The sequence below is a fragment of the Actinomadura verrucosospora genome (genome assembly GCF_039540335.1).
GTDB lineage: Bacteria > Actinomycetota > Actinomycetes > Streptosporangiales > Streptosporangiaceae > Spirillospora > Spirillospora verrucosospora.
Map to the genome: position 1 here is coordinate 39,240 of NZ_BAABEV010000040.1, position 25,268 is coordinate 64,507.

The window sequence follows — 25,268 nt, forward strand, 5'->3', positions numbered from 1 at the left end:
ACCGGCTCATCGCCGATACCCCGCTCTGACCAGGCACTACACAGCCGAGATCAGCTGCAGCCGCTGGTGGAGCCGCAGCCCTCGCAGACGTAGCAGCTGCCCGCCGGGCGCATCTTGGTGCCGCAGGTGAGGCAGAGCGGCGCGTCGGCCGTGCGGCCCTGGCGGCTCTCGATGACCTCCATGGACGAGCGCGCCTCGCCGCCCGCGGCCGGGGCGGGTGCCGCCGGCCGGGCGATCTCGGCGGACTGCGCCAGGGACTCGCGGTCGACCTCCTCCTCGACGTGCAGGGCGGCGGGGTCCTCGCCGTTGGCCTGCATCGCGCGCTCCTCGGCGGTGAAGATGCCGAGGCCGGCGCGCTCCTCGTACGGGAGGTGGTCCAGCGCCAGGCGGCGGAAGATGTAGTCCATCACCGAGGTCGCCATGCGGATGTCCGGGTCGTCGGTCATGCCCGCCGGCTCGAACCGCATGTTGGTGAACTTCTCCACCCACGTCTCCAGCGGGACGCCGTACTGGAGGCTGATGGAGATCGCCATGGAGAAGGCGTCCATCACGCCGGCGAGCGTGGAACCCTGCTTGCCGAGCTTGAGGAAGACCTCGCCGACGCCGTCGTCCGGGTAGGACGAGGCGGTCATGTAGCCCTCGGCGCCCGCCACGGAGAAGCGGGTCACGGTCGCGGGACGCTGCTTCGGCAGGCGCCGGCGGACGGGACGCGGCGCCGTCTCGGCGGGCGCCGCCGCCTTCGGCTCCTCCTTCTTGCCCGCGACGGACAGCGGCTGGCCGACCTTGCAGTTGTCGCGGTAGATCGCCAGGGCCTTCAGGCCGAGCCGCCAGCCCTCGAAGTACACCTTCTCGATGTCCTCGATGGTGGCCTGCTCCGGCATGTTGACGGTCTTGGAGATCGCGCCGGACAGGAACGGCTGGACGGCCGCCATCATCCGGACGTGCCCCATCGGGCTGATCGCCCGCTCGCCCATCGCGCAGTCGAACACCTCGTAGTGCTCGGGGCGCAGCCCGGGCGCGTCCACGACGTGGCCGTGCTCGGAGATGTACTCGACGATCGCCTCGATCTGCTCCTGCTGGTAGCCGAGCTGCTTCAGGGCGCGCGGCACCGTGTGGTTGACGATCTGCATGGACCCGCCGCCGACGAGCTTCTTGAACTTCATCAGCGCGAGGTCCGGCTCGATGCCGGTGGTGTCGCAGTCCATCATCAGGCCGATCGTCCCGGTGGGGGCGAGCAGGCTGGCCTGCGCGTTGCGGTAGCCGTTCTTCTCGCCGGCCTTCAGGCAGTCGGTCCACTGCTTGGCCGCGGCGGCGTGGATCGCCTTGCCCATCGCGTCCAGCGTGCGGACGTCGTCGTTGGCGGCGGCGTGCTTGCGCATGACGCGCTTGTGGCCCTCGGCGTTGCGCGCGTAGCCCGCGTACGGCCCGACGACGCCCGCGATCTCGGCCGAGCGCCGGTAGGCGACGCCCGTCATCAGCGACGTGATCGCCGCCGCGAGGGAACGTCCGCCCTCGGAGTCGTAGGCGTGCCCGGTCGCCATCAGCAGCGCGCCCAGGTTGGCGTAGCCGATGCCGAGCTGCCGGTAGTCGCGGGTCGTCTGCGCGATCTTCTCCGTCGGGAAGTCGGCGAACGTGATGGAGATGTCCATCGCCGTGATGATCAGCTCGGTGAGCTTGACGAACCTGGCGACGTCGAAGGCGTCCTCGGGGGTGAGGAACTTGAGCAGGTTGATGCTCGCGAGGTTGCAGGACGAGTTGTCCAGGCTCATGTACTCCGAGCAGGGGTTGGACGCGGTGATCCGCCCGGTCTCGGGGTTGGTGTGCCAGTCGTTGATCGTGTCGTCGTACTGGATGCCCGGGTCGGCGCACTCCCACGCCGCCTTGGCCATCAGCCGGAACAGCTCCTTGGCCTTGATCGTCTCGACGACCTCGCCGGTCATCCGGGCGCGCAGCGCGAACTCGCCGTCCGACTCCACGGCGTGCATGAACTCGTCCGACACCCGGACGGAGTTGTTGGCGTTCTGGTACTGGACGCTGCCGATGTCCTTGCCGCCGAGGTCCATGTCGAACCCGGCGTCCCGCAGCGCGCGGATCTTGTCCTCCTCGCGCGCCTTGGTCTCGATGAACTCCCCGATGTCGGGGTGGTCGACGTCCAGCACGACCATCTTGGCGGCGCGGCGGGTCGCACCGCCCGACTTGATCGTCCCGGCGGACGCGTCGGCGCCGCGCATGAACGACACCGGGCCGCTGGCCGTCCCGCCCGAGGACAGCAGCTCCCGGCTGGAGCGGATGCGGGACAGGTTCAGGCCGGCGCCCGAGCCGCCCTTGAAGATCACGCCCTCTTCCTTGTACCAGTCCAGGATCGACTCCATCGTGTCGTCCACGGACAGGATGAAGCACGCCGAGACCTGCTGCGGGGACTTGGTGCCGACGTTGAACCACACGGGGGAGTTGAAGCTGAACATCTGGTGGACCAGCGCGTACTTCAGCTCGTGGTCGAAGATCTCGGCGTCCTCGTCGGAGGCGAAGTAGCCCTCCTTGAGGCCCGTGTCCACGTACATCCGGACGACGCGGTCGACGAGCTGCTTCAGGCTCCACTCCCGCTGCGGCGTGCCGACCGCCCCGCGGAAGTACTTCGACGTGACGATGTTGACGGCGTTCAGCGACCAGAAGTCGGGGAACTCGACGCCGCGCTGCTCGAAGTTCACCGAGCCGTCGCGCCAGTTGGTCATGACGACGTCACGACGCTCCCAGCGCATCTCGTCGTACGGGTGCACGCCGGGCGTGGTGAAGATGCGCTCGATCTTCAGCCCTTTGCGGCCCCCCTTGCCGCGCCGCGCCGTCGAGCCGCTCACCGTCTCCGTCATGACCTTCCCCCTCTCGGACCCTCCCGCCGGGCCCTGTCCAGGAACAACCACGCCGCCGCGCGAACGATGCCCGCGCGGAGACGCCTTTACTTGTGCTGATGTGTTTCCGGAACCGTCCCTAACGGGACGGGCCGGGCTCCCCCGAGGAACCGGCCTTCCGCAGTGCTTCGATCTCCTTGGCGAAGTCGTCCAGCGACTCGAAGCTCCGGTAGACCGAGGCGAATCGCAGATAGGCGACCTCGTCGAGTTCGCCGAGCGGCCCCAGGATCGCGAGGCCGATCTCGTGCGAGGGGATTTCCGCGGATCCGGACGACCTGATCGCCTCTTCGACCCGCTGTCCCAACTTCGCGAGCGCATCCTCGTCGACCGGGCGGCCCTGGCAGGCCCTGCGCACCCCGGCGATGATCTTTTCCCGGGAGAACGGCTCGGTGACCCCGCTGCGCTTGGCCACCATCACGAGCACATTCTCCTGCGTCGTGAATCGCTTGCCGCATTCCGAGCACGACCGGCGGCGCCTAATGGCGCCGCCGTCATCGGTCGAACGGCTGTCGATGACTTTGGTGTCAGGGTTGCGACAGAACGGGCAGTGCACGTCCAATCCCTCCCCTGTCGTAAACGAGTTACACCGATGGTAGCGCCATATATAGGGAACTACATCGATGTGACTACTAGATGTTGTGGTCAACCGTAGGGCTCGCCGGACTGCTTCGCAACCTGCTCCCGCGTCCCCTCCGTCACATCCGCCGCGTCCGCGCAGGTCATCTCCGAGACCCGGATTTTCCGTCCGGGCGTGTCGTCACCCACCGCCTCCAGCAGGCCCCTCCCGGTAACCCCCATCACGGCAAAGTCCCAGCAAGAGGCCCCTCTCCCCCACCCGCCGCCTCCAGCAAGGCCCACCGCGCTCGGCCGCGCCGACAGTCGTCGCCTCAACCACTCACACGCACGCCCCACCGCCTCTATCCACTACGGGCGCGACCCGCCACCCCCACCCAAGAACAAGGCCCACCCAGGCCGCCATGCCGCACCCGGCGCCCCCTATCGATCGCGACGGGACCCGCGTGACATCCAGAACGGCGGACGACGCGGCGACGGCGCGCATGATCAACAGGAGCCCGGACCGCTCCTGCAGCCGTCGAGCGAGAGGAAGGAACGTTCGACGGGTGTGACGGGTGGCCGCAGCCGTGGTGACCGAGCGTGTCGGGCGCGCCGGTCAACTTGAGGGCAGCCGGAGCTCCTGGCCCGGGTGGACGGTCGCGTCGCCCGCCAAGCCGTTGAGGTCGATTATGCGCTGCACCACGAGGCGAGGATCGCTGCCAGGATCGGCGGCGGAGGCGATGTCCCAAAGGGTCTCGCCGGGCTCGACGACGACCGTTTCAGAGGGACGCGACGGGCCGCCGTGGCTTTCCCGGGAACCGGCGGAGGCGCCCGAGCCCACGTTGAGCCAGAGCAGGATGAGCGTGACGGTGGCGGCGAAGGCGACCAGGACGGCGCGGCCCCGGCGGGTCAGGCGGATCGGGGGATGGTCACTGCGGGGTGAACCCGGCATCTCTCCCCTCCTCGACTTCGAATGCATTTTCGATCGAACGCCTGTACGATGTTCTACCAGGGGCCCTCCCGAAAAAGCGAGCGCATCTTCGAACAATTGTTTGATCATCGGGCCTGGACGCGATAGCGTTCATGACAAGGAGTGACGGATCCGAGGCGCCCGGGAGGCGACGAGCGATGAGCAAGGTCCGGGACCTGCCCGACGGGCCGATGGACGAGACGGGCCTGACCCAGCGACAGCGCATGGTGCTGGAGGTGATCCGTGACTCGGTCCAGCGCCGCGGGTACCCGCCGTCGATGCGCGAGATCGGCGAGGCCGTGGGGCTGACCAGCACCTCCAGCGTGTCGCACCAGCTCCGGGCGCTGCAGCGCAAGGGTTTCCTGCGGCGCGACCCCAACCGGCCGCGCGCGGTCGAGGTGCGGGTGCCGGGCACGACGCCGGTGCGCACGCACGAGGAGACCTACGAGCCGGCCTCGGGGCAGCCCGCGCCCGCCTACGTGCCGCTCGTCGGCCGCATCGCCGCCGGTGGCCCGATCCTCGCCGAGGAGGCCGTCGAGGACGTCTTCACGCTGCCGAAGCAGCTCGTCGGCGAGGGCACCCACTTCCTGCTGAAGGTCACCGGCGACTCGATGATCGACGCCGCGATCGCGGACGGTGACTGGGTGGTCGTGCGGCAGCAGCCGGTGGCCGAGCAGGGCGACATCGTGGCCGCCATGATCGACGGCGAGGCCACGGTCAAGACGTTCAAGCGCCGCGACGACGGCCACATCTGGCTGATGCCCCAGAACCCCGCCTACGAGCCGATCCCCGGCGACGAGGCCTCGGTGCTCGGCCGGGTCGTGGCGGTCCTCCGCAAGATGTGACGCCGGCCCTCAGCGGCCGCCGGACCACCTCCGGCGGCCGCCCACGCACGCCCAGCTCCCCCGCCCCCAGCCGCAGTCACCAACGCCAAGACGGCCCCCCTGGCACCACCCCAGGCACAAGGCACACCCCGAGGCGTCGCATCACCCCGCCGGGCCCACCACCTCCGGCAGCGCACCCAACCCAATCCACGCATCACCCCCAAGCAGCGCACCCACCGCATAGCGCCCAGCTGTGACGCACAACCCGCATGGCGCACCACCCCAGGTGGCACATGACCCGGCAAAGGGCAGGGGCCGAGGCGGCGCATTACCAGCCGACACACCACCTCAGGCAAGGCACCCAGCCAAGCGGCACATGGCCCTCAGTCGGCGCACTACTCGGCATCTCAAGCAGCGCACTACCTGGCTTGACGCACCGTCTCCCATGGCGCACGCCTCCGAGCGGCGCGTGCCCTGGCACAGGACGTGGCCCGGTGAAGTGCGCCTCGCATTGCGCGCCACCTCAGGCAGCGCACCCGACCAAAGCAGCGCATCACCCTCAAGCGGCGCACCACCCGCAGAACGCCCCAACTCTGACGCACAACCCGTATGGCACCCACCCTGAGCAGCCAAGACCGGCAAAGGCCCGGTCCGAGGGAGCGCATTACCCCAGCGGGCACACCACCTCAGGCGAGGTGCCCGGCCAGGCGCACAGCGACCTCAATCGGTGGCTGCACGACCCGCATGGCGCGCCTTTTCTGGAGGCGGGCTGGCTGGGTGGCGCGCCTGGTTCGGGTGGCGCCTCGGGGGCCTGCTAGCTCGTGCCAAGGGGCATTGGGGCCTGTCTCTGGCGCATGAGCCGCAGGGGGCACGAGCGGTGGCTTGGTTGGACGTGGCGGCGCGCCGGCCGGGCACTGCTTGGGGCAGGGTGCAGTGTCCGGGCGGCGTGCTCGTGTCGCGTCGGGGTCAGCGTTTGGGGACGATGTTGACGATCTTGGGGGCGCGGACGATGATCTTGGCGATGTCGGCGCCGGCCAGGGCGTCCTGGACCTTGGGCGAGGCCAGGGCGCGGCGCTCCAGTTCCTCCTCGGCGATGCCGGGCGGGACGTCCAGGCGGTCGCGGACCTTACCGGCGACCTGGACGACGCAGGTGACCGACTCCTCCACCAGCAGGGCGGGGTCGGCGGACGGCCAGCCCGCGCGGACCACCGGCGCGGTGCGGCCCAGCAGCTCCCACGTCTCGTCGGCGGTGTAGGGGGCGAACAGCGACAGAAGGACCGCGATCGTCTCGGCGGCCTCGCGGACGGCCGGGTCGGCGGCGCCGGGGCCGGAGTCGACGGCCCTGCGGGTCGCGGTGACCAGCTCCATGATCCGCGCGATGGCGACGTTGAACCGCTGCGTCTCGACCAGCGTGGTGACCTCGTCGACCGTGCGGGCCGTGGCGCGGCGCAGGGTCGTGTCGCCGGAGGTCACGTCGACGCCGGGCTCGGAGGAGACCTCGGTGGCGATGCGGTGCACGCGGGACAGGAACTTCGACATGCCGTGCGGGGACACGTCGGCCCAGTCGATGTCGTCCTCGGGCGGACCGGAGAACAGGATCGCCAGCCGGACGACGTCCACCCCGAACTCGCCGATCTGCTCGCCCAGGTCGACGCCGTTGCCCAGCGACTTCGACATCGCCTTGCCCTGGTTGATCACCTGGCCCTGGTTCAGCAGCCGGGTGAAGGGCTCGGTGAAGTCGACCATGCCCATGTCGTGCAGGACCTTGGTGAAGAACCGGCTGTACAGCAGGTGCAGGATGGCGTGCTCGACGCCGCCCGTGTACTGGTCGACCGGCATCCACTTGCGGACCTGCTCGACGTCGAACGGGCCGCCCTCGTAGCCGGGCGAGCAGTAGCGGAAGTAGTACCAGGACGAGTCGACGAACGTGTCCATGGTGTCGGTGTCGCGGGTGGCGGCGCCGCCGCACTTGGGGCACTCGGTGTTCACCCAGTCGGACGCGGCGGCCAGGGGCGAGGTGCCCTTGGGGGCCAGGTCGGCGCCGCGCAGGCCCTCGGGCAGGGTCACGGGCAGCTGGTCGTCGGGGACGGGGACCTCGCCGCACGCCTCGCAGTGCACGATCGGGATCGGGCAGCCCCAGAACCGCTGGCGGGAGACCAGCCAGTCGCGCAGCCGGAAGTTCACCGACGCGCGGCCGGTGCCGCGCTCCTCCAGGATCGCGGTGATGCGGGCGATGCCGTCGGCCTTGGTCAGCCCGTCGATGGGGCCGGAGTTGACGATCGCGCCGTCGCCGGGGGTGGCGACGCCGGTCTCGGCGGGGTCGGCCAGGCCGGTCTCGACGACGACGCGGACGGGCAGGCCGAACTTCAGCGCGAAGTCCAGGTCGCGCTGGTCGTGGGCCGGGACGGCCATGATCGCGCCGTGCCCGTACTCGGCCAGGACGTAGTCGGAGGCCCAGACGGGCAGCCGCTCGCCGTTGACCGGGTTGACCGCGTAGCGGCCCAGGAACACGCCGGTCTTCTCGCGCTCGGTGGACAGCCGCTCGATCTCGCTCTCGCGGGAGACCTCGTCGCGGTAGGCCTCGAACGCGGCGCGGTGGTCGGGGTGGCAGATCTCCTCGGCCAGCGCGGCGTCGGCGGCCACGACCATGAAGGTGGCGCCGTACAGGGTGTCGGGGCGGGTGGTGTAGACGGTGACGGGCTCGTCGCGCCCCTCGATCACGAAGTCGACGTCGGCGCCGGTGGAGCGGCCGATCCAGTTGCGCTGCATCAGCAGGACGCGTTCGGGCCACTTGCCCTCCAGCTGCGCCATGTCGTCCAGCAGCCGGTCCGCGTACTCGGTGATCTTGAAGTACCACTGGGTCAGCACGCGCTTCTCGACCAGCGCGCCGCAGCGCTCGCAGTGCCCGCCGACGACCTGCTCGTTGGCCAGGACGGTCTGGTCCTTCGGGCACCAGTTGACGTGGCCGCCCTTGCGGTAGGCCAGGCCCCGCTCGTAGAAGCGCAGGAACAGCCACTGCGTCCACTTGTAGTACTCGGGGTCGGAGGTGTGCAGGCGCCGCGTCCAGTCGAAGGACGGGGCGTAGCGGCGGAAGGAGGCCGCCTGCGTCTCGATGTTGGCGTAGGTCCACTCGGCGGGGTGCGAGTCGCGCTTGATGGCGGCGTTCTCGGCGGGCAGGCCGAAGGAGTCCCAGCCGATCGGGTGCAGGACGTTGAAGCCGCGCTGGAACCAGTAGCGCGCGACGACGTCGCCGATGGCGAACGCCTCCGCGTGGCCCATGTGCAGGTCGCCGCTGGGGTAGGGGAACATGTCCAGGGCGTAGCGGCGCTCCTCGGCGGGGCCCTCCTCGTCCGCCTTGAACGGGTCGAGCTCCTCCCAGCGGGCCTGCCACTTGTCCTGGACCGCCCGTGGGTCGTACCCGTCGTTCAGGGGGGACGCCCCCCCTGCACCCCCCGGCGTTGCGCGGTGGGGAACGTCGCTGCTCACGCTTCTGACTCCGGTTCCTGCTGCTGGGTCGTGGCCGTCCGCCGACATGAAACGGCCCCTCGCGCAGGAGGGGCCACCACGCTGACGTCAGTGCGTCAACGCGGTCCTTCGAGGAGCAGCCTGGCTGGCATACCTCAAGAGTAGCGCAACCGCAACCCCGCCCGCCGCGACTTAATGCCCCGACTCCTGGCGGGCCATGGACACGACGCCGGTCACCTGCACGCGGGTCAGCTCCAGGTCGGCGCCCACGGCGGACAGCGTCTCCTCCTCGGAGACGGTCAGCGGGCCGTCGACCAGCGCGATCTCGGCGGCGGCGCGCAGGATGCTCTCCCGCGCCTCGGGGGCGAGGGCGGAGGCGGCGCGCCCCATCTCGACGCGGACCTCGTCGAAGGGGCGGCCGAGGTCGGCGTTCAGGGCGGACTCGTCGAACCCGGGCTCGCCGGCCTGGCGGACGACGGCGACCGCGCGGGAGCGGGCGGCCGCGTTGGTGTAGTCGCCGGAGCGCAGGACCTGGGCGATCGCCATGCGCAGCAGCATCGCGGGCATCTGCGCGAGCTGCGCGGTCGTCGGCACGTCGAGCACGGCGGGGTTCCAGCGGCCGTGGCAGGTGTCGCACTCGACGAACTCGCCGCCGGCCTTCGTCAGCGGGATGACCGGGATGAAGAACAGCGTGAAGAAGTTGCGCCCCTGCCTGCGGCGGTACTCGCGGTCGCCGCCGCATCCGGGGCAGTGGAAGACTCCCCTGGTCAGGGTGAAGAACACCACGCGCCAGCCGAAGATGATCAAGATCGCGCACCCTTTCTCGCTGCAGCGGCACATGCTAGCGCCGCGGGGTGACGGGCATCCGGCGCGGGCCCGGCGTCCGTCCGAACCGTCCGGATCCGGTCACAGAGCCGGGAACCCGACGAAGACGGCCCCTCATCCTGCCCGCGGAGGCGCCGTCGCGACGACGAAAACGCCACGTCAAGGCCGGCGAACGATGGCGCCGGACGCGTCCCGTGCAGCAGGATGTGCGGAACGGTCTCATACACTCGCCGGTAACTAACCGGCCGGTCACCTTTCCGCGCGAGGAGTGCCATGCTCAACCTGTCCGTGCTGCTGGAGGACGCCGCCCGGGAGACGCCCGACCGCGACGCCGTCGTGTTCGCCGACCTCCGGCTCTCCTACTCCTTCCTCGACCAGGTCGCGAACCAGGTCGCGAACCTGCTGCGCGAGCGCGGCGTCGGGCCGGGCGACAAGGTGGCGCTGTCCAGCCCGAACCTCCCCTACTTCCCGATGGTGTACTTCGGGGCGCTCAAGGCGGGGGCGGTGGTCGTCCCGCTGAACGTGCTGCTCAAGCCGCGGGAGATCGCCTACCACCTCGGCGACTCCGGCGCCAAGGCGTTCTTCTGCTTCGAGGGCACGCCGGAGCTGCCGCTCGGCGAGATGGGGCGCGCCGGGTTCGAGCAGGCGGAGGGGTGCGAGCACCTCTTCCTGCTGCCCGCCGACCCGTCCGCCGCCGAGTCCCCGGTGGAGGGGGCGGAGGTGTTCTGGGCCGCGCTCGCGGGGAAGCCGGGCACCTTCGAGACGGCGCGGACCGGGCCGGACGACACCGCCGTGATCATCTACACCAGCGGGACGACCGGGCAGCCGAAGGGCGCCGAGCTCACGCACAGCAACCTCCTCATGAACGCCATGGTGGACGACACGCTCTTCTACCGGACGCTGCACGACACGTCGCTGGTCACGCTGCCGCTGTTCCACATCTTCGGGCAGACGTGCGTGATGAACGTCGGCCTCTACCGGCGCGCGACGCTCGTGATGCAGGCGAGGTTCGACGCCCGGCAGGCCATCGAGCTGATGGTCAAGGAGAAGGTGAACATCTTCGCGGGCGTCCCGACGATGTACTGGGGCCTGCTGACCGACGAGACCTCCGACGAGGAGATCGCGGCGATCCGGGAGAACCTCCGCGTCGCGGTGTCGGGCGGGTCGGCGCTGCCGATGGAGGTCCTCAAGGGGATCAAGACCAAGTTCGGCGTGGACGTCCTGGAGGGCTACGGCCTGTCGGAGACGTCGCCGGTGGCCTCGTTCAACCGCCCGGACCGCCCGACCAAGCCCGGCTCGATCGGCCTGCCCGTGTGGGGCGTGGAGATGAAGCTGATCGACGACGACTGGAAGGAGATCGAGGGCGAGGGGCCCGGTGAGATCGCCATCCGGGGGCACAACATCATGAAGGGCTACCACGGGCGGCCCGAGGCGACCGAGGCCTCCGTCAGGGACGGCTGGTTCCGCACCGGCGACGTGGCCCGCCGCGACGAGGACGGCTACTACTACATCATCGACCGCTCCAAGGACATGATCATCAGGGGCGGGTACAACGTGTACCCGCGGGAGCTGGAAGAGGTCCTGATGACCCACCCGGAGGTCTCGCTGGCCGCGGTGGTGGGCGTCGCGCACCCCTCGCACGGCGAGGAGGTCAAGGCGTACGTGATCCGCACGCCCGGCGCGACCGTCACCGAGGACGAGCTGGTCGCGTGGGGCAGGGAGCAGTTCGCCAACTACAAGTACCCGCGGATCGTCGAGTTCCGCGACGAGCTGCCGATGACCGCCACCGGCAAGATCCTCAAGCGCGAGCTGCGCTGACCGCGCGCGGGCCCCGGGGCCTCAGCGGACGCTGAGGTCCTGGGTCCCGACGACGCGCAGCAGCTTCATCGCCTCGTGCGAGGGCGTGCCCGGCGTGGTCGTGTAGAGGACGACCCGCTGGTCGCGTTCCGGCACGTAGAGCACGTCGCAGTGCATGTCCAGCTCGCCGACGACGGGATGCGTCATGCGCTTGCGGCTGCCGCGCCTGATCTCGACCTCGCCCTCGTCCCAGAGCCGGGCGAACAGCGCGCTGCGGCCGGCGACCTCGGCGACCAGCCCGGCGATGCCGGCGTCGCCCGGATACCGGCCGAACGCCGCCCGCAGGTCGGCCACCAGCCCGCGGGCGAACCGCGTCAGGTACTCGTCGGCGCCGTACCGCTCGATGTCGGAGCCGGTGAACAGCCAGCGGACGACGTTGCGGTCACCGGGCGCCATCGCGGCGAACTCGGTCATGAGCGCCGCCGCGAGCGGGTTCCAGGCGATGATGTCCTGCCGGGCGCTCAGCACGTAGGCGGGCGTGTCGTCCAGCCGTTCGAGCAGGTGCACGATCCCCGGCGGGACGTCCCGCGAAGGGCCGCTCGGCGGTTCCGGCGCCTCGCCGGCGAGGCCGTAGAGGTAGGCGCGCTCATCGTCGGTCAGCCTCAGCGCGCGCGCCAGCGCACCGAGGATCTGCCTGGACGGACGAGGCCCGCGTCCCTGCTCCAGCCGGATGTAGTAGTCCACCGACATGCCCGCCAGTCGCGCGACCTCTTCCCGGCGCAGACCGGGGGTCCGGCGGCGCGTCCCTCCCGGGAGCCCGACGTCGGCGGGCTGGATGCGGGCCCGCCGGGAACGCAGGAACGCCGCCGTCTCTTGTCTGTCCATGGCCTCCAGCATGTCCGATACTCCGGAGGGACCGCCGGGCCGAGGGTGGTACGGCCGATCCCAGCTTCGGCCGGTCTCTCCTCAGCCCGGACGCCGCCGGTGAACCTGGACGGCATGACGACACAGATCGCACTCATCACCGGGGCCAACAAGGGCATCGGCTTCGAGACGGCCCGCCTCCTCGGCCGCGGCGGCGTCACCGTCCTGCTCGGGGCGCGGTCGGCCGAGCGCGGCGAGCCGGCCGCCGCCGCGCTCGCCGCCGAGGGGATCGACGCCCGTTTCGTCCGGCTGGACGTCACCGACGCCGACACCGTCGAGGCCGCCGCCAAGGGGATCGACGCCGAGTTCGGCCGGCTCGACATCCTGGTCAACAACGCCGGGATCACCACGACGGGGGCCACCGGCTTCCCGCCGAGCCGGACGGCGCCGGACCTGGTCCGGACCGCGTTCGAGACCAACGTGTTCGGCGTCGTCGCGGTCACCAACGCGATGCTCCCGCTGCTGCGCCGCTCCCCCGCCGGGCGGATCGTCAACGTCTCCAGCGAACTCGGCTCGCTGACGTTGCACGGCGACCCGTCCAGCCCGGTGCACGGCGTCAACCTGCTGCCGTACAACGCGTCCAAGTCGGCGCTGAACGCCGTCACCGTCGCCTACGCCAAGGAGCTGGCCGGCACCTCGGTCACGGTGAACGCCACCACGCCCGGGTACTGCGCGACGGATCTCAACGACCACGCCGGGCACCGGACGCCGGAGCAGGGGGCGTCCGTGATCGCCGGGGTGGCCCTCCTCGGCGACGGCGGCCCGACGGGCGCGTTCCTCGCCGAGGACGGCCCCCTGCCCTGGTAGCCGGGCTCAGATCGTGTAGGGCAGGCGCTTGATCCCGTTGATGAAGTTGGACTCCAGGCGGTCGGGGTCGCCGGAGGCGCGGAGGGCGGGCGTGCGGCGCAGCAGCTCGCGGAACATCACGGTGATCTCGCGCCTGGCCAGGTGCGCGCCGAGGCAGAAGTGCGGCCCGGGCCCGCCGAACCCGACGTGCGGGTTCGGGTCGCGCAGGATGTCGAACCGGTCCGGGTCGGTGAAGACCGACTCGTCCCGGTTGGCCGACCAGTAGTAGAGGACGAGCTTGTCGCCCTCCTTGATCTCGTGCTCGTTCAGCACGGTGTCGCGGGTCGCGGTCCGGCGCATCCAGATGACCGGCGAGACGTACCGGACGATCTCCTCGACCGCGCCGGGCATGCGGCCGTCGAAGTCCTCGGTGAGCAGGGCCCGCTGGTCGGGGTTGCGGGTGAACAGGTCGAGGCCGTGGGCGATCGCGTTGCGGGTGGTCTCGTTGCCGGCGACGACCAGCAGGATGAAGAACGAGCCGAGCTCCTGGTCGGTGAGCGACTCGCCGTCGAGGTTGGCGTTCACCAGGGCGGAGGTGAGGTCGTCGGTGGGGTTCGCGCGGCGCTGCCGCCCGAGGTCCTCGACCAGGCCGCGCAGCGTCTCGCCGGCGCCGAGCAGCGCCATCGCCATCTGCTCCGGCTCCGCCGTCGGGATGAACTCGGGGTCGTTGCCCGCGAGGATGACGTTCGTGGCGTCCAGGACGGTCCTGTACTGCTCCTCGGCGATGCCCATCATGTCGCAGATGATCTTCAGGGGGAGCCGGGCGGCGACGTCGGCGACGAAGTCGCCCGTCCCGCCGCCCGCCGCCACGTTCTCGACGATCTGGCCCGCGACCGCCTCGACCCGGTCCTCGAACCGCTGGATCATGCGCGGCGAGAACGCCCGGGACACGATCCGCCTGATCTTGGCGTGCCGGGGGTCGTCCATGCTGATCATCGAGCCGAAGTACTCGTGCATGTCGCCCGGCATGTCCGGGATGCTGATGGCGCCCCTGCCGGAGCAGAAGTCCTGCGGGCGGCGGGACGCCTCGACGACGTCGGCGTGCCGGGTCAGCGCGTAGTAGCCGGGGCCCTGGGGGGCGATGACGATGTCCGGCTCCTCGTAGCGGATGAGGCCGGCGTGCCAGCGCAGCGCCTTGAAGGCCTCGTGCCGGTAGTCGTGCGGCCGCCGCCAGAAATCCCAGTCGGTCAGGTTGATGTCGTCGACCTTGAGCACGCGCCCACCACCTCGTCATGTCCGAACCCGATTCGGTTTACATGCACCCTCTCAAAGTAAAGATGCAAGCGCACACTGATCGGCGGGGTGACGCGCCTCACACCGGTTCGCCGGGGGCGCGGCGCGCCCGCGCCCCCGGCGTCCGGTCACAACCGTGTCCACGCCTCCTGGAGGACGGAGCGCAGGATCTGCTCGATCTCGTCGAAGTGCCCCTGGTCGCAGATCAGCGGCGGCGCCAGCTGGACGACGGGGTCGCCGCGGTCGTCGGCCCGGCAGTACAGGCCCGCCTCGTAGAGGGCCTTGTCGAGGAACCCGCGCAGCAGGCGCTCGGACTCCTCGTCGTCGAACGTCTCCCGCGTGTCCTGGTCCTTGACCAGCTCGATGCCGTAGAAGTAGCCGTCGCCGCGCACGTCCCCGACGATCGGCAGGTCGCGCAGCCGCTCCAGCGTGCCCCGGAACGCGTCCCGGTTGCGCATGACGTGCCCGTTCAGGTCCTCGCGCTCGAACAGGTCGAGGTTGGCCAGCGCGACCGCCGCCGACACCGGGTGCCCGCCGAACGTGTAGCCGTGCGCGAACATCTCCGTCCCGCCCTTGAACGGCTCGAACAGGCGGTCGGCCACGAGCATCCCGCCGAGCGGCGCGTACCCGGACGTCACACCCTTGGCGAAGGTGATGACGTCCGGCGTGTAGCCGAACCGCTCCGCGCCGAACGTCGTGCCGAGACGGCCGAACGCGCAGATCACCTCGTCCGACACCAGCAGGACGTCGTGCCGGTCGCAGATCTCCCGGACGCGCTCGAAGTAGCCGGGCGGCGGCGGGAAGCAGCCGCCGGCGTTCTGCACCGGCTCCAGGAACACGGCGGCGACGGTGTCGGCGCCCTCGAACTCGATGACCTCCTCGATCCGGTCGGCGGCCCACCGGCCGAACGCCTCGGGGTCGTCGCGGTGCTCGGCGGCCCGGTAGATGTTGGTGTTCGGCACCCGGAAGCCGCTCGGCACGAGCGGCTCGTACGGCGCCTTCAGGCCGGGCAGGCCGGTGATCGACAGCGCGCCGTGCGGGGTGCCGTGGTAGGCGACCGCCCGGCTGATCACCTTGTGCTTGCCCGGCTTCCCGGTGAGCTTGAAGTAGTGCTTGGCGAGCTTCCACGCGCTCTCCACCGCGTCGCCGCCGCCGGTGGTGAAGAAGACGCGGTTCAGGTCGCCGGGCGCGAGGGCGGCGAGCCGCTCGGCCAGCTCGACGGCCTTCGGGTGCGCGTACGACCAGATCGGGAAGTAGGCCAGCTCGGCGGCCTGCTTGGCGGCGGCCTGCGCCAGCTCCCCGCGGCCGTGCCCGGCCTGGACGGTGAACAGCCCGGCGAGGCCGTCCAGGTAGCGGCGGCCCGCCGAGTCGTAGACGTAGGGGCCCTCCCCGCGGACGATCACCGGGATCTCGCCGCCGTCCGGGGCCGCCGAGTGCCGCGCGAAGTGCATCCACAGATGGTCGCGCGCCGCCCTCTGCATCGCGTCGTGCTGCTGGCTGGTCACGTCCGACTCCGTCATCACGATTCCCTCGGTGCGATCGATCCAGTTGCTCTGATGCTATGTGACTGCGGATTCCGCTGTAAATACATGGTGATACGCCGATATCCGAAGAGAGAGGGCCCTGCCGGTCCGGCGCCGCGGAGCCGCGGGTACCGTTCGCCGCGAACCGAGGAGGCGTACATGGGCGACATCACGACCGGATCGGTCAACGCGAACGGGCTCGACTTCGGATACCTCGCCGCCGGCCCCCAGGACGGGCCCCTGGCGCTGCTGCTGCACGGCTTCCCCGACTCCCCGCACACCTGGCGGCACCTCATGCCGGAGCTGGCCGCCGCCGGCCACCGCGCCGTGGCCCCCTTCATGCGCGGCTACGCCCCCACGTCCGTCCCCGCGGACGGCGCGTACCAGAGCGGCGCCCTCGCCGCCGACGCCATCGCCCTGCACGAGGCGCTCGGCGGCGGCCCCGACGCCGTGGTCGTCGGTCACGACTGGGGCGCCTTCGCCACCTACGGCGCCGTCAACGCCGCCCCGGAACGCTGGCGCAAGGCGGTCGCCATGTCCGTTCCGCCCATCTCGGTGATGGCGACCTCGTTCTTCGACTACGAGCAGCTCAAGCGCTCGTTCTACATCTTCGTCTTCCAGACGCCGCTGGCCGAGCTCGCGTTCGGCCGGTCGTTCGTCGAGGGGCTGTGGCGCGACTGGTCCCCCGACGACGGCCGCGACCGGTCCGCGGACGTCGACCGCGTGATGGAGTGCCTCGCCGCGCCGGACAACGCCGCGGCGGCGATCGGGTACTACCGCGCGATGCTCGACCCGTCCCGGCTCGTCGACCGGTACGCGGCCGAGCAGCAGGCGACCACCATCGTGGGCGAGCGCCCCGTGCTCTACCTGCACGGCGCCGAGGACGGCTGCGTCGCCGCGGACGCGGTGGACCTCGACGCCGTCCGGGCCGCCCTCCCGCCCGGATCGCGGGCCGAGCGGATCGGCGGCGCCGGCCACTTCCTCCAGCTGGACCGCCCCGCCGAGGTGAACGAGCGCGTGCTCAGCTGGCTGGCGTCCTGACCAGGTCGGCGGCCTTCTCTCCGATCATGATGGCGGGGGCGTTGGTGTGGCCCCGGGTGATCTGCGGCAGGATCGACACGTCCGCGACCCGGAGCCCCTCGACGCCGCGGACGCGCAGGTCCGGGTCGACGACCGAGCCGGCGTCGGTGCCCATCCGGCACGTGCCGGTGGGGTGGTAGAGCGTCTCGGAGTGCCCCCGGACGTAGGCGGCCAGCGCGTCCTCGTCGTCCGCCCCCACGTAGGGCTGCATGACGTCGCCGACGAAGGGCCTGAGCGCGTCGGCGGCCAGCAGCTCCTCCGCGCGCCGCACGCCGTGCATCAGGCGCCGCAGGTCGCTCTCCTCCGTCAGGTAGGCGGGGTCGATCACCGGCGGCGCGGCCGGGTCGGCGGACGCGAGCGAGACGCGCCCGGACGACTCGGGCCGCAGCAGCACGACGCCGAGCGTCACGCCGTGCTCGGTCGGCGGGGTGAGCCCGTGCGCGACGTAGGGGGCCGGCGCGAAGATGAGTTCGAGGTCGGGGGCGTGCAGGGTGGGGGCGCTCTTGGTGAACACGACCGCCTCGCCCACGTTGGAGGTGAACGGCCCGCGCCGGGCGAGCAGGTAGCGGGCGATGTTCGGCAGCGACTCCGCGCCCGCGAGCGTGACCTTCCTCGGGCAGTGCCGGACGACGCCGACCGACAGGTGGTCCTGGAGATGGCGCCCCACCTGCGGGGACTCCACGACCGGCTCCACGCCCGCGCTCCGCAGGTGCTCGGGGTCGCCGACGCCGGACAGCATCAGCAGGTGCGGCGACCCGACCGCGCCCGCGGCCAGGATCACCTCGCGGCGCGCCGTGACGCGCCCGCCGCCGTACTCCACGCCGGTCGCCCGGCCGTCCTCGATCAGCACCCGCGACACCTGCGCGCCCGTCACGACGGTCAGGTTGGGACGCTTCCGCGCGGGACGCAGGTAGGCGTCGGCCGCGCTGCACCGCCTCCCGCGCCGCTGGCTGACCGGCGTGAGCGCGTACCCCTCGTTGGACGGGCCGTTCAGCTCCGGCAACCTGTTGAGGCCGGTGGCGGCGCACGCCTCCAGGAACGCCCGCGTGGTCACGTTCGGACTGCGCTGCTCGGAGATCGTGACCGGGCCGGAGGTGCCGTACACGTCGCCCTTGTTGCTGCCGACGCGCCCCTCCACGCGCTTGAAGTACGGGACGACGTCCTCGTACGACCAGCCGGGGACGTCCCAGTCGTCGTAGTCGTCGTAGTGCCCGCGCACCCACATCATCGCGTTCAGCGATGACGACCCGCCGAGCGTCCTCCCCCGCGGCCAGTACAGCTCGCGCCCGTCCAGCTCGGGCTGCCCGGCGGTGCTGTAGTCCCAGTCGTACTCGGTCTTGAAGAGCTTCGGGAACGCGGCCGGGATGTGGATCTCGCTCTTGTCGTCCGGGCCGCCCGCCTCCAGGAGGGCCACGGTGACGGAGGCGTCCTCGGAGAGGCGAGCGGCCAGGGCGCACCCCGCGGACCCGGCGCCGACGATGACATAGTCGTGTTCCATGGGGGCTCCAGCACTCCACGGGCCGCGGCACGGCCCGTTCTTCCCCCGGGCTTACCACCGGGAGGGGCCGCCCGTCCATGCGTGCGGAGCGGTTTCGGACGCATGGACGCCGGCGGGAACCCGGATCGGGCGCGCAGCGTCGATCCCGTGAACCTGTGATCACTCAGAGGGGGCGTGCGATGACCGAGTACCCGGCCGGATCAGTCGAACCGTACGAGCGCGGCCTGGAGGCCAGGCGCGGCGGGAACCTCGCGGAGGCCGAGGAGCTGCTGCGGGAGGCGTTCGAAGCCGGGCATCCGGGGGGCGCCCACGAGCTCGGGTCCCTCGCGGCGGAGCGCGGCGACGACCGGGAGGCCCTGGCGTGGTGGCGGCGGGCCGCCGAGGCGGGGCTTCCCGAGAGCGCCTTCGAGGTCGGCTACGGCGCGGAGCGGGACGGCGACCTGGAGACCGCCGAACGCTGGTACCGGCGGTCCGCCGAGGGCGGCTTCTCGGGCGGCGCCCTGAACCTGGGCATCCTGCTGGAGAACAGGGGCGACGTCGAACAGGCCATGGACTTCTTCCGCCGGGCCTGGGAGCTCGGCTCGGACAAGGCCGCGTTCAACCTCGGCCGGCTGTGCGACGACGACGGCAAGGGCGACCTCGAAGCGGCGGAGACCTGGTACCTCCGCGCCGCCGAGCGCGGCAACGGCGGCGCCGCGTTCAACCTGGGGTTCGTGCGCCAGGACAGGGGCGATCCCGCCGGGCGGCTCCAGGCGTGGCGGCTGGCCGCCGATCTCGGGCATCCCAAGGCCGCCTTCTGCCTCGGCGACCACGCGCAGAAGGCGGGCGACGAGAACGCCGCCATCGGCTGGTTCCGCAGATCGGTGCAGGAGGCCGGCGTCGAGCACGCCGCGCGCAGGCTCGGCGACCTCTACCGGCGCCGGGGCGACGAGCGCAGTGCCCGGTTCTGGTCGGAGTTCCTGAGCGGGCTCAGCTGCTACAGCCCGGAGTTCGAGGCGTTCGCCAGTGCGGGGTCGGCCGCGGCGATCCAGCGCCAGAACGTCCTCAACACCGCCGTCGGTGACGGCGACATCGCCTTCGACGTCGACGCGCGCACCATCACCGCGGGCGGACGCACCCTCCACGGCATGACGTTCCTCGGCAGCTTCTCCCACGTGAGCGACACGTGGCTGTGGGCGTGGGCCAACCCGCACTACGGCGTCGGCGTGCCCGCCGTCGCCCCGCTGGCCGCGGTCCGCGAGCACGGCGCGCGCCGCGCCGTTCCGGAACTGACGGCGGGACGTCTGGACCTCTCCGGCTTCCCCGACCCGCACCAGGCCGCGACCACCATGGCCATCGCCGCCGCCGCGCTGCTCGGCGGCAACGGCGTGCAGAGCTGCCGCGTGAACGACGGGCAGGGCTCGTTCTACTTCCACGTCGACGACCCGGCCCTGCCCGCGGCCGAGTTCGACCCGCTCTCGGCGACGCGCCTGATGATGACCGCCGCCGAGGTCTTCCCCACCGAGCAGCGCCGCGTCGTGCGCGGTTTCCTCACCCACCACGGGTGCCGGATCCGAGAGAGCGAGGAGATCATCGAGGGCGTCGCCCCGCAGGGCGGCCAGGTGACGGTCGCCTTCACCCCCGACGGCGCCATCAAGGCCACCAGCGCGGGCCGCACGGCCGCCGGCTGACCGGCCCGCCTCCGGCCGCGGCGGGCGGGGTCAGGCGGAGAAGCGGCGGAGCAGGACGGCCGTGCGAAGCTCGTGGTGCTCGCGGTGCATGCGCCCGTCGCGCATCAGGATGAGCAGGCCGTGCAGGCCGCTCCAGAGCGTCTCGGTGAGCACGTCCACGTCGTCCCCGCCCGCGAACGGCCGGACGGTCTCGCGCAGCTCGCCGAACGCCTCCTGGAGCGCGGGCGGCGCCTCGGGGGTCGCGAACGGCAGGTCGACGTCCCTGACGAACATCACGTCGTAGAGGGCGGGCCTGCGCTCCGCGAAGTCGGTGTAGGCCGCCGCGACCCCCGCCAGCGCCTCGGCGGGCCCGGACGCCGCCGTGCGCGCCCGCCGCAGCTCGTCCGCGAGCTCGGCGCACCCCTCGACCGCGACCGCCGCCATGATGGCGCCCTTGCCCTTGAAGTGGCTGTAGAGGACGGGCTGGCTGTACTCGATCTCCGCGGCGAGCCGGCGCGTCGTCACCGCGTCCCAGCCCTCGCTCTCGGCCAGCTCCCGCGCCGCCGTGATGATCAGCTTCTCGCGTTCCGCCCGCTCTCGCTCCCGGCGTCCCTGGATCGACATGGCAGTGATCCTAGCATTGCTAGCCATCCTGTCGACGCTATGCTAGCGTCGTTCTCGTTCCTAGCGCTGCTAGCACTCATGGAGACGCCATGCTGACCCCCATCGCCTACGGACTGGCCGTCGTGCTCGCCCTGTTCTGCGTTCTCATCGGCGCGCGGTTCCTCACCGCGCCGTACCCGGCGGCCGCCGGCTACGGCGTCCCCGCCAAGGCCGACGGCGACATCGCCTACCTGAGGATCAAGGGGCTGCGCGACCTGACGACCGGCCTCCTCGGCCTCGCCCTGATCGCTTTCGCCGGCGCCCACGCCGCGGGCTGGTACATGCTGGTCGTGGCCATCGCACCGCTCGGCGACACCCTGATCGTGCTGCGCCACGGCGGCACGAAGGCCGTCGCGTTCGGCATTCACTTCGCCACCGCCGTGGCCGTGCTCGCCAGCGCGGTCCTGCTGTTCGCCGTCTGACCCCCTCCCCTGTCCCGGACAAGGAGCCCCTCGCATGTCGCTGATCTCACCGGACTTCGACGAGTCCGTGATCGTCCGTTCCGCCGAGGCCGAGGTGATCGGCCGCTCCCCCGTCACCATCAGGCTGCTGGCCGACAGCGGCTCGACCGGCGGCGCCCTCTCCACCCAGCGCGTCACCCTGGCCACCGGCGCGGACGGCGCCAAACCGCACCGCCACGACGGTTCCGCCGAGATGTTCTACATGCTGGACGGCGCCGCCCAACTCCTCTCGGGCGAGCAGGTGGTGACCGCGGAACGCGGCGACCTCGTCGTCGTCCCGCCCGGCCTGCCGCACGCCTTCGCAGCGGCCCCCGGGGAGAGCGCCGACATCCTCATCGTCATCACCCCCGGCGTCGAGCGCTTCGAGTACTTCCGCCACCTGGAGCGCATCGCCTACGGGAAGGTCCCGCCCGAAAGCCTCCTGGACGTCCAGGAGATCTACGACACCTACTTCCTCACCAGCGCGGCCTGGGAGAAGGCGCGCGCCTGACGGCCCCGAAACGGCGACGAGCCGACCGGAACGTTCCGGTCGGCTCGTCGCCGTCTGAAGCGGCCGTCGTCACGATCCCCAGTCGGGGCGCAGCGGCATGCGGCTCGTGCCGTCGTCCTCCAGCTTCACGCCGAGCGTCTGGTGCAGCTGGATCCAGTTCTGGTTGAAGCCGAGCACGCAGCCCGCCATGTAGACGCGCCACACGCGGGCGGTTCCCTCGCCGACCTCGGCGACGGCCTCGTCCCAGTGCGCGTCGAGGTTCTCGCACCAGCCGGTGAGCGTGCGCGCGTAGTGCTCGCGCAGGTTCTCCTGGTGCCGGATCTCGAACCCCGCGTCGTTCATCTGGCTCTGGACGTAGCCCGGGCCCTCCAGTTCGCCGTCCGGGAACACGTACCGGTTGATGAACCCGTTCTCCTTGCGGGAAGGAGACGTGTTGTCCGGACGCGTGATGGTGTGGTTCAGCATCCGACCGCCCTTCTTCAGCTTCCCGTGGAGGAAGGAGAAGTAGGCCGGGAGGTTCTTCTTCCCGATGTGCTCGGTCAGGCCGATGGAGCTCACCGCGTCGAAGCCGGTCTCGGCCACGTCGCGGTAGTCCATGTGCCGGACCTCCGCGAGGTCGGACAGGCCCCGGTCGGCGATCGCCTTCTGCGCCCACTCGGCCTGCTGCTTGGACAGCGTGACGCCGAGCGCCTTGACCCCGTACTCCTTCGCGGCGTGCATCACCATGCCGCCCCAGCCGCAGCCGACGTCCAGCAGCCGCATCCCCGGCTTCAGCCCGAGCTTCTTGGCCACCAGGTCGTGCTTGTTGAACTGCGCCTCTTCCAGAGTGGCGCCCTCATGCGGGTAGCACGCGCAGGTGTAGGCCATCGAGGGGCCGAGCACCCACTCGTAGAAGGTGTTGGACACGTCGTAGTGGTGGGAGATGGCCCGCGCGTCCCGCTTCTTGGAGTGCCGGAGCCACGACGGGATGCGGCTGAACGGCGCCTCCTGCGGCGGCGGGTCCAGCCGGCGCGACGCCGCCGCGCGCAGCAGCGGATCGCGCAGCACCCCGCCGGCGATCCTCGCCTTGTCGCGCGGTGTCACGTCGCTGAGCACCTGCTGCATCGTGGTCAGCGCCGTGATCATGTCGCCGTCGACGTCGATCATGCCGGTGACGTAGGCGCGGGCGAGCCCCAGCGCGCCCGGCGAGTGCAGCAGGTACGAGACCGCGTACGGTGAGCGCACGTCGAAACGGATGTCGGCGCCGGGCACCCCCGCCCGAGATCCGTCGTAGGCCGTGAACTCCACTGGCGCCTCAGCCCCGGCGAGCTGCTCGAAGACCCTGGCCAGCGTCATTGTGGTTCCTCCTGTCTCTCCGCCCCGGCCCGGGCGGCGGCGGTCGGGCCGCCTCCCGCGCGGGGCTCCCCCGAACTGCGGGCGCCTGGTCAGCGTCCGCGCACGCACTTGTCGTAGAGGTCCAGCAGCCGCCCGCGCGGATCGTAGACCCCCTTGAGCCGCCGGTAGGTCTCCCCGTCGTAGTACCGCCAGAACTCGTCCCGGCCGTAGAAGGCCGTCGAGTACAGGGACTTGTGGCCGTCGAGGGCGGCGACCTTACGCTCGATGAGCCGGTTGTGGTACTCGGGGATCTGCCCCGGCGGGATCCGCACCGTCCCCCAGAAACCGGCGTTCACGTAGGGGCGGCCCACGTCGAGCGGGTACAGCGGCCACCGCTCCTTCGCACGCAGCGGGCACAGCCAGATCGGGCTCATGCCCACCTTGTCGTGGAAGAACTCCAGGAACTCCGGAAGCCGCTCGACCGGCACCTCGATGTCCTGGATGACGTCCTCGCGGGGCCGCAGCCCCCGCCACCGCTCCGCGCGCGCGACGATCTGGTACCGGCGGTCGTAGGCGACCAGCTTGCGGTACACGTCGGAGCGCTTGAACTTGTCGGGCCACAGCCGCCGGACCGTCGGGTTCTGCACGCCGAACGCGCCCGAGCACCAGAACCAGTCGGTGTCCCAGCGCCAGATGTAGTCGCGGATCGTGAGGAAGTCGACCGACCGCTGCTGGATCGACCTGTAGTAGATCTTCTGGCCGGTGTAGTCGGAGGTGTAGGGCGCGGAGTCGGCGAAGAAGCCGAGCGTGATGTACTGCTCGTCCGCGCCGAAGACCGTCCCGTCCATGAAGTCGACGGTCTCGTCCTCGAACGTCCCGGACTCGGTGATCTCCCCCAGGACGCGGGCGAGCTCCGCCGCGTCGGTGAACCGCAGGTGCCGCAGCCGGACGTAGGGCCGGACGGGGCGCAGCTCGATCTTCAACCGGAGGCTGTAGCCGAGCGTCCCGTAGGAGTTCGGGAAGCCGTAGAACAGGTCCTTGTGCTCGTTGTCGCGCGTCGCCGTGACGACCTGCCCGTCGCCGGTGAGGACCTCCAGCTCCAGGACGCCCTCGTGCGGCAGCCCGTCGCGGAACGACGTCGACTCGATGCCGAGCCCGGTCACCGCCCCGCCCAGCGTGATCGTCTTCAGCTGGGGGACGACCGTCGGCATCAGCCCGTGCGGCAGCGTCGCGTCGACCAGGTCCTCGTAGGTGGTCATGCCCTGGACCTGCGCGGTCCGCTCGTCCGGGTCGACGCTCAGCACCTTGTCGAAGCCGGAGACGTCCAGGCCGGGCGCCGCCGAGGGGTCGCGCCACCGGAACAGGTTCGAGGTCCGCTTGGCCAGCCGCACCGGCGTGCCCTCCGGAATGGCCTGGTAGGACCTCCTGAGCGCCTCCACCGCCCGCTGGTGATCGCCCTTGATCGCAAGCTCCGTCATCTACCCCTCCCTCGCATAGTTAATCGATCATCCCATGCATGGTCCACATAACTCGGACGTTAAAGGAGTCACAGGTAGAGAGGGGAATAAACCCACGGGCGTGCGCATAGGCGTCGTTCCATCTCCTGGAGGCGGCCGGTCGCGCTCGACGCGACCACGTCAACCCTCCCCGGAGGGATCCTCCGACAAACCCGAGCCGCGTTCAACGTCAGGCCCGCGCGCCCCGCGTCACTTCACCAGGCGCAGGATCCACGGATAGCGGAACGTCTGGCCGGTCAGCGCGAAGACGGCCGCGATCGCCGACAGCACCCACGCCACCGCGTACACGACCCCGCCGACGCCGAAGGTGACGATCGTGAGCAGCAGCAGCGTCACCTGGAAGTTCACGGCCTCCGCCGCCTGCCGCCGGACGTAGGGCGACCGCTTGCCGCTCAGCAGCATCAGCACCAGCGGGCCGACGAACAGCGTGGGGACGGCGACCGCGTGCGCGGCGGCGGCCAGCATCCGGTCCTCGCCCGTGGCGGCCTCGCCCCCGGCCGGCGCGGGCGCCGCCGGAACGGGCACCAGATCGAGGAGGACGGCGCCGAGGTCGTTGCGCGTCTTGGCCGTCATCGCCAGCTGCACGCGCATGTCGAACTCGTCCTCGTCGAGCCGCCCCTCGGCGTAGGCGTCCTGAAGCCGCTGGATGACCGGTTCCCGCTCGGCGTCCGAGACCCGCAGATCCCCCACCGCGTAGCTGCTGTTCATACGCCCATGCTCCGCGCGGC

At 71.0% G+C, this 25,268-nt stretch carries 20 protein-coding genes; 7 read left to right on the forward strand and 13 right to left on the reverse strand.

All coding sequences use genetic code 11. The annotated features are described in order from the left end of the window. Positions 1-50 precede the first annotated feature (50 nt). The 3 genes from ABD944_RS32330 to ABD944_RS32340 form a co-directional block, all read right to left on the reverse strand. Entirely contained in the window at positions 51-2,867 is a 2,817-nt protein-coding gene (locus ABD944_RS32330) for a vitamin B12-dependent ribonucleotide reductase (protein ID WP_345183129.1), read from the reverse strand. A 118-nt stretch (positions 2,868-2,985) separates the two neighbouring features. Continuing rightward, positions 2,986-3,459: a transcriptional regulator NrdR gene (gene nrdR / locus ABD944_RS32335; protein ID WP_141583086.1), complete on the reverse strand. Its 474-nt coding sequence runs from the start codon at positions 3,457-3,459 to the stop codon at positions 2,986-2,988. Between the two features lie 618 nt (positions 3,460-4,077). Beyond that, on the reverse strand, positions 4,078-4,413 hold the full coding sequence (locus ABD944_RS32340; RefSeq protein ID WP_345183131.1) for a LysM peptidoglycan-binding domain-containing protein: 336 nt from the start codon (positions 4,411-4,413) through the stop codon (positions 4,078-4,080). 176 nt (positions 4,414-4,589) lie between these two features. Here ABD944_RS32340 and lexA point away from each other — a divergent pair, with 176 nt between their 5' ends. Next, a complete protein-coding gene (lexA, locus tag ABD944_RS32345; protein ID WP_345183135.1) occupies positions 4,590-5,276 on the forward strand; it encodes a transcriptional repressor LexA in 687 nt (228 codons plus the stop codon). A 945-nt stretch (positions 5,277-6,221) separates the two neighbouring features. Here lexA and leuS read toward each other — a convergent pair. Together leuS and ABD944_RS32355 are read right to left on the reverse strand one after the other, a co-directional pair. Further along, positions 6,222-8,684, reverse strand: a complete 2,463-nt coding sequence (gene leuS / locus ABD944_RS32350; protein ID WP_345183217.1) for a leucine--tRNA ligase — start codon at positions 8,682-8,684, stop codon at positions 6,222-6,224. A gap of 228 nt (positions 8,685-8,912) precedes the next feature. Next, positions 8,913-9,527, reverse strand: a complete 615-nt coding sequence (locus tag ABD944_RS32355; RefSeq protein ID WP_345183137.1) for a hypothetical protein — start codon at positions 9,525-9,527, stop codon at positions 8,913-8,915. A 291-nt stretch (positions 9,528-9,818) separates the two neighbouring features. On the opposite strand from ABD944_RS32355, the gene ABD944_RS32360 reads away from it, so the two are divergent. Beyond that, positions 9,819-11,363, forward strand: coding sequence for a long-chain-fatty-acid--CoA ligase (locus ABD944_RS32360; protein ID WP_345183139.1), 1,545 nt, complete (start codon positions 9,819-9,821; stop codon positions 11,361-11,363). A gap of 21 nt (positions 11,364-11,384) precedes the next feature. Here ABD944_RS32360 and ABD944_RS32365 read toward each other — a convergent pair whose 3' ends face one another. Next, positions 11,385-12,227 carry a helix-turn-helix transcriptional regulator gene (locus tag ABD944_RS32365; RefSeq protein WP_345183141.1) on the reverse strand — a complete coding sequence of 281 codons (843 nt, stop codon included), beginning with the start codon at positions 12,225-12,227 and terminating at the stop codon, positions 11,385-11,387. 114 nt (positions 12,228-12,341) lie between these two features. Between ABD944_RS32365 and ABD944_RS32370 the strand changes: the two genes are divergently transcribed. Next, positions 12,342-13,073, forward strand: a complete 732-nt coding sequence (locus ABD944_RS32370; protein ID WP_345183144.1) for an SDR family oxidoreductase — start codon at positions 12,342-12,344, stop codon at positions 13,071-13,073. 6 nt (positions 13,074-13,079) lie between these two features. Here ABD944_RS32370 and ABD944_RS32375 read toward each other — a convergent pair whose 3' ends face one another. Together ABD944_RS32375 and ABD944_RS32380 are read right to left on the reverse strand one after the other, a co-directional pair. Beyond that, positions 13,080-14,327 carry a cytochrome P450 gene (locus ABD944_RS32375; RefSeq protein WP_345183146.1) on the reverse strand — a complete coding sequence of 416 codons (1,248 nt, stop codon included), beginning with the start codon at positions 14,325-14,327 and terminating at the stop codon, positions 13,080-13,082. A gap of 146 nt (positions 14,328-14,473) precedes the next feature. Then, the gene (locus ABD944_RS32380) at positions 14,474-15,865 is read right to left on the reverse strand and encodes an aspartate aminotransferase family protein (RefSeq protein WP_345183148.1); all 1,392 of its coding nucleotides are present in this window, start codon (positions 15,863-15,865) and stop codon (positions 14,474-14,476) included. 162 nt (positions 15,866-16,027) lie between these two features. On the opposite strand from ABD944_RS32380, the gene ABD944_RS32385 reads away from it, so the two are divergent. Then, a complete protein-coding gene (locus tag ABD944_RS32385; RefSeq protein WP_345183150.1) occupies positions 16,028-16,909 on the forward strand; it encodes an alpha/beta fold hydrolase in 882 nt (293 codons plus the stop codon). Here ABD944_RS32385 and ABD944_RS32390 read toward each other — a convergent pair. After that, complete coding sequence (locus ABD944_RS32390) at positions 16,890-18,446, reverse strand: GMC family oxidoreductase (protein WP_345183152.1); 1,557 nt, start codon at positions 18,444-18,446, stop codon at positions 16,890-16,892. The two genes, ABD944_RS32385 and ABD944_RS32390, sit on opposite strands and share 20 nt — an antisense overlap. Before the next feature lie 179 nt (positions 18,447-18,625). Between ABD944_RS32390 and ABD944_RS32395 the strand changes: the two genes are divergently transcribed. Continuing rightward, positions 18,626-20,116 (forward strand): tetratricopeptide repeat protein, encoded by a 1,491-nt coding sequence (locus ABD944_RS32395; RefSeq protein WP_345183155.1) that lies wholly within the window; start codon positions 18,626-18,628, stop codon positions 20,114-20,116. Between the two features lie 30 nt (positions 20,117-20,146). On the opposite strand, the gene ABD944_RS32400 is transcribed toward ABD944_RS32395, so the two are convergent. After that, positions 20,147-20,719, reverse strand: coding sequence for a TetR/AcrR family transcriptional regulator (locus tag ABD944_RS32400; protein WP_345183157.1), 573 nt, complete (start codon positions 20,717-20,719; stop codon positions 20,147-20,149). Between the two features lie 89 nt (positions 20,720-20,808). Between ABD944_RS32400 and ABD944_RS32405 the strand changes: the two genes are divergently transcribed. Both ABD944_RS32405 and ABD944_RS32410 read left to right on the forward strand, forming a co-directional pair. Beyond that, positions 20,809-21,180: a DUF4267 domain-containing protein gene (locus ABD944_RS32405; protein WP_345183159.1), complete on the forward strand. Its 372-nt coding sequence runs from the start codon at positions 20,809-20,811 to the stop codon at positions 21,178-21,180. A 34-nt stretch (positions 21,181-21,214) separates the two neighbouring features. Then, on the forward strand, positions 21,215-21,709 hold the full coding sequence (locus ABD944_RS32410; protein WP_345183161.1) for a cupin domain-containing protein: 495 nt from the start codon (positions 21,215-21,217) through the stop codon (positions 21,707-21,709). A gap of 69 nt (positions 21,710-21,778) precedes the next feature. Here the strand turns inward: ABD944_RS32410 and ABD944_RS32415 are convergent, their stop codons facing one another. The 3 genes from ABD944_RS32415 to ABD944_RS32425 all read right to left on the reverse strand — a co-directional run bounded on the left by ABD944_RS32415 (position 21,779) and on the right by ABD944_RS32425 (position 25,248). After that, positions 21,779-23,044, reverse strand: a complete 1,266-nt coding sequence (locus tag ABD944_RS32415) for a class I SAM-dependent methyltransferase (protein WP_345183164.1) — start codon at positions 23,042-23,044, stop codon at positions 21,779-21,781. 89 nt (positions 23,045-23,133) lie between these two features. Next, positions 23,134-24,501: an FAD-binding oxidoreductase gene (locus ABD944_RS32420; RefSeq protein WP_345183166.1), complete on the reverse strand. Its 1,368-nt coding sequence runs from the start codon at positions 24,499-24,501 to the stop codon at positions 23,134-23,136. A 228-nt stretch (positions 24,502-24,729) separates the two neighbouring features. Continuing rightward, complete coding sequence (locus ABD944_RS32425) at positions 24,730-25,248, reverse strand: DUF1707 and DUF4870 domain-containing protein (RefSeq protein WP_345183168.1); 519 nt, start codon at positions 25,246-25,248, stop codon at positions 24,730-24,732. Positions 25,249-25,268 lie beyond the last annotated feature (20 nt).

Bases quoted from the DNA above. Each gene is read 5' to 3' on its own strand.
- ABD944_RS32410 (WP_345183161.1), top strand. From the start codon at position 21,215: ATGTCGCTGATCTCACCGGACTTCGACGAGTCCGTGATCGTCCGTTCC.
- ABD944_RS32405 (WP_345183159.1), top strand. From the start codon at position 20,809: ATGCTGACCCCCATCGCCTACGGACTGGCCGTCGTGCTCGCCCTGTTC.
- ABD944_RS32340 (WP_345183131.1), bottom strand. From the start codon at position 4,413: ATGCCGGGTTCACCCCGCAGTGACCATCCCCCGATCCGCCTGACCCGC.
- ABD944_RS32400 (WP_345183157.1), bottom strand. From the start codon at position 20,719: ATGTCGATCCAGGGACGCCGGGAGCGAGAGCGGGCGGAACGCGAGAAG.
- ABD944_RS32380 (WP_345183148.1), bottom strand. From the start codon at position 15,865: ATGACGGAGTCGGACGTGACCAGCCAGCAGCACGACGCGATGCAGAGG.
- ABD944_RS32330 (WP_345183129.1), bottom strand. From the start codon at position 2,867: ATGACGGAGACGGTGAGCGGCTCGACGGCGCGGCGCGGCAAGGGGGGC.
- ABD944_RS32395 (WP_345183155.1), top strand. From the start codon at position 18,626: ATGACCGAGTACCCGGCCGGATCAGTCGAACCGTACGAGCGCGGCCTG.
- ABD944_RS32390 (WP_345183152.1), bottom strand. From the start codon at position 18,446: ATGGAACACGACTATGTCATCGTCGGCGCCGGGTCCGCGGGGTGCGCC.
- ABD944_RS32415 (WP_345183164.1), bottom strand. From the start codon at position 23,044: ATGACGCTGGCCAGGGTCTTCGAGCAGCTCGCCGGGGCTGAGGCGCCA.
- lexA (WP_345183135.1), top strand. From the start codon at position 4,590: ATGAGCAAGGTCCGGGACCTGCCCGACGGGCCGATGGACGAGACGGGC.
- ABD944_RS32370 (WP_345183144.1), top strand. From the start codon at position 12,342: ATGACGACACAGATCGCACTCATCACCGGGGCCAACAAGGGCATCGGC.
- ABD944_RS32360 (WP_345183139.1), top strand. From the start codon at position 9,819: ATGCTCAACCTGTCCGTGCTGCTGGAGGACGCCGCCCGGGAGACGCCC.
- ABD944_RS32425 (WP_345183168.1), bottom strand. From the start codon at position 25,248: ATGAACAGCAGCTACGCGGTGGGGGATCTGCGGGTCTCGGACGCCGAG.
- ABD944_RS32385 (WP_345183150.1), top strand. From the start codon at position 16,028: ATGGGCGACATCACGACCGGATCGGTCAACGCGAACGGGCTCGACTTC.
- ABD944_RS32420 (WP_345183166.1), bottom strand. From the start codon at position 24,501: ATGACGGAGCTTGCGATCAAGGGCGATCACCAGCGGGCGGTGGAGGCG.
- ABD944_RS32365 (WP_345183141.1), bottom strand. From the start codon at position 12,227: ATGGACAGACAAGAGACGGCGGCGTTCCTGCGTTCCCGGCGGGCCCGC.